Annotated in this window: 2 protein-coding genes and 1 pseudogene; all 3 read left to right on the top strand. The window is 73.3% G+C overall.

Going from position 1 to position 2,877, the window contains the following annotated elements:
- The coding region (locus FV228_RS25570) for a tRNA dimethylallyltransferase (protein WP_281406533.1) at positions 1-482 on the top strand (482 nt) is incomplete at its 5' end.
- A gap of 153 nt (positions 483-635) precedes the next feature.
- Positions 636-1,994 (top strand): hypothetical protein, encoded by a 1,359-nt coding sequence (locus FV228_RS25565; protein ID WP_147857108.1) that lies wholly within the window; start codon positions 636-638, stop codon positions 1,992-1,994.
- Positions 1,991-2,877 (top strand): annotated as a pseudogene (locus tag FV228_RS25560) (hypothetical protein); the annotation flags it as partial. The gene FV228_RS25565 and the pseudogene FV228_RS25560, both read left to right, overlap by 4 nt.

Raw genomic sequence — 2,877 nt, 5'->3', positions numbered from 1 at the left:
ACGCCGACCTCGCCCGGCACGACCCCGCGGGCGCGCTGCGCCTGCGCCCGAGCGACCGCATGCGGGTGATGCGTGCCCTGGAGATATTCTTGGCCACCGGCCGGCCCATTGCGAGTTTCCATGGCGACCCGGTGCCCGGGCCCTTGGCCGGCCAGAACCTTCAAAGGTTATTCCTGGCTCCCGACCGCACGGTCCTGCGCACCCGCATCGACGCCCGCTTCCGGACGATGATCGCCGAAGGTGCGCTGGATGAGGTGTCCCGCCTGCGCGCCCGCGCGCTCGATCCGATGCTTCCGGTGATGCGCGCGCACGGCGTGCCGGGGCTGATCGCCCATCTCGACGGGGCAATGGATCTCGAGGACGCAATCGCACGCGGCCAGGCCGACACGCGGGCCTACGCCAAACGGCAGGTCACCTGGTTCCGCCACCAGATGGGAACCGGCTGGCGCTGGCTGGACCCGGAGGCGGCGGCCGAGCTGTGACGGATGCGCTGCGCTCACGCCTCCTGAAAGGCTCCGATGTGCGCGCATCGGCTCTCGCGCAGTGAGTCGCGCGCTCCTCTCCCCGTCCGCCCTTCCCATCCCGCGAAAAATCGGGAACGATCGCGTCGCTTTCCCACCCATGGACCGGTGCCTGTGAGCTTGGACGACCCATCGCCGCTCGCCCGCGCCACACCGGAGGGCGTCTGGCCGATCGATCCGGACCCGCGTCTCACGAGCCTCCCCGGCCGCCAAATCTGGCGCTTCGCCGGCGGGCGGCCGGTGGCGGCCGAGGTAGCGGGGGTCGCAATCGCCACCGGGGATGCCCGCATCGCCCATCTCGGCATCCGCCGGGATGCCGAAGGTCGGCCGTTCCCGGGCGCCTTCGCGTACGCCCCCGGCACCGGCGTGGCCCTGGGTCCGCCGGTCCCGGTACCGGCCCCGGAGATCCTCGACGTCGAGGCCGAGAGCGTCACCGAGGTGCCGCTGCCGAGCGGCGTGCCTCTTCTGATCCGGGCCGGGCATCCGGCGGCGCTCTACCTGTTCCAGGAGAATCTGGGCGCGTTCGAGGGCTGGGACGGAAGCAGGTTCGGCGGACTCGGACGGCTGCCCCCGGCTCCCGTAGGGTCGGGCCTGACGGCGAGCCGCCGGGGCATCGCCTATGCCACCGCCGACACGCTGGTCGGCGTGCGGCTGCCGCAGCTCGGGTCCCGCCTGGACCATGCCGAGGTCCGGATGCCGGGGCTGCGCTTCCTGTCGGCCCCGTGCTGGCGGGGCGGGGACATCCTTGCCCTGGGCGCGCGGCATGGACGCCTGAACCTGTGCCGCATGGCGGCCGCATCGACCGTCCTCACCGTGCGCGACCTCGACGCCCCCGCGCCGGATGCGGATTTCGCCGGCCCCTGGATGAACCGGCTCGGCGATTCGTTCTGGACGGGTCCGGATGGGTTCGTCGCCTGCCGGACGCTCGATGACGACACCCGGGTCTCGCCCTGGCCGGACAGCTTCGCGCCGGTGGTCGCCCAGGCCCCGTGGCGCGACCGCGCCGACCTGCACCATCAGCTCGGCATGATCGCGGGCCGCTACCACGTCGCCGCCCTGGCATCGGATCCCGGACTCCACGGGCTCGACGGGCCGCATCTCGCGGCCGGGGCTTGCACCTATGCCGGCGCGGAGCGGTTCGATGTGCCCTGGCAGGCTCCGGAGGAGACGCTCAACCTCGGCACCCATACCGGCAACCTGCTGGTGCCGCGCTTGGCGATGGCCCGCGACACAATCCTGCTCGCCCTCGACATTCCCGGCCCACGCGGGGGCTTCCTGCGCGGCGAGAGCCTGCCGGCGCCCGTGACCGGGCACGTGCTCCACCACGCCCATGGGGCCGGCCTGCGCCGGCTGCCGGTGGGTCTCGCGGTGTCGCGGATCGGCGACGCGCGGGCGCTGGTGCACGATGGCGTGCTCTACCTGTGGAGCCGGTCGGAATGCCGCTGCCACGCCCTGCGGCTGCGCGCTCCATGAGCCGGGCGCTCCTGCGGGCCTTGCTGATGCTCGCCCTCCTGCTCGGTGGGCGCGCGCTCGCCGATGCGCCGGTGCGGCAGGTCTTCCTGGTGCAGGATTCCGGCTGGATGGAGCCGTTCCTCACCGCCGAGGGCTCGCAGTTCCGGCCGCTGGTGGAGGCCCTGGTGGCAGCGGCCCGGGTCCCGGGGGCCGACCTCGCCGTGGCGACCTTCGACCAGGACGGGCAGGTCCCGGGCCGGCCCTCGCCGCGCATCCTGTACGAGGGCGCCTACGACGCCGCGCGGGTCCGGTCGGCGATCGCGGCGATCGACCTGCCGCGCAAGGCCGGCAGCGCCGCCTATGCCGACGCCGACTTCAACGGCGCGCTGCTCGGCGCGATCCGCACCGGCCTGCGCGGTCGGGATGGGGTGATCTGGATGATCACCAACAACAAGAACAGCCCGGGCAACAGCGCCGAGGTCGAGCGGAACACCGCCGCCTTCTACGCGGCGCTGCGCGGGTCGGACGCGATCAGCCGGATCGTCGCCTACCCGGTTCGGATGCCCCTGAAGGGTCGCAACTTCTCGGAGGGCGGCTTCGTCATCTACGGCATCGGCTACGGCGCGGCCGGCGGCCGGGCGCTCGAGGCCGCCTTGGCCGCACCCGGACTGAAGGCCCTGTTCAGCCATCCGCCGGTGAGCCTGAAGCCGGTGCTGACCGGCGGCCTGACGCTGCGCTTCGATCGCCTCGACGCCGGCGGGTTGCAGGCCGGGCTGGAAAACGGCGTGCTGGTGGTGCGCGGGGCCGACGCCTCGGCCGGGACGGTCCTGCGGCTCACCGCCCACCTGCGGAACGACCTCTATCCGCAGCGGGTCGCGGCGGCCCGGCTGGCGCTGCGCTGGAG

Source organism: Methylobacterium sp. WL18 (assembly GCF_008040015.1).
GTDB classification, from domain to species: Bacteria; Pseudomonadota; Alphaproteobacteria; order Rhizobiales; family Beijerinckiaceae; genus Methylobacterium; species Methylobacterium mesophilicum.
Note: the sequence above shows the minus strand (reverse complement) of the source record. Positions and strands in the feature narration are given on the sequence as shown.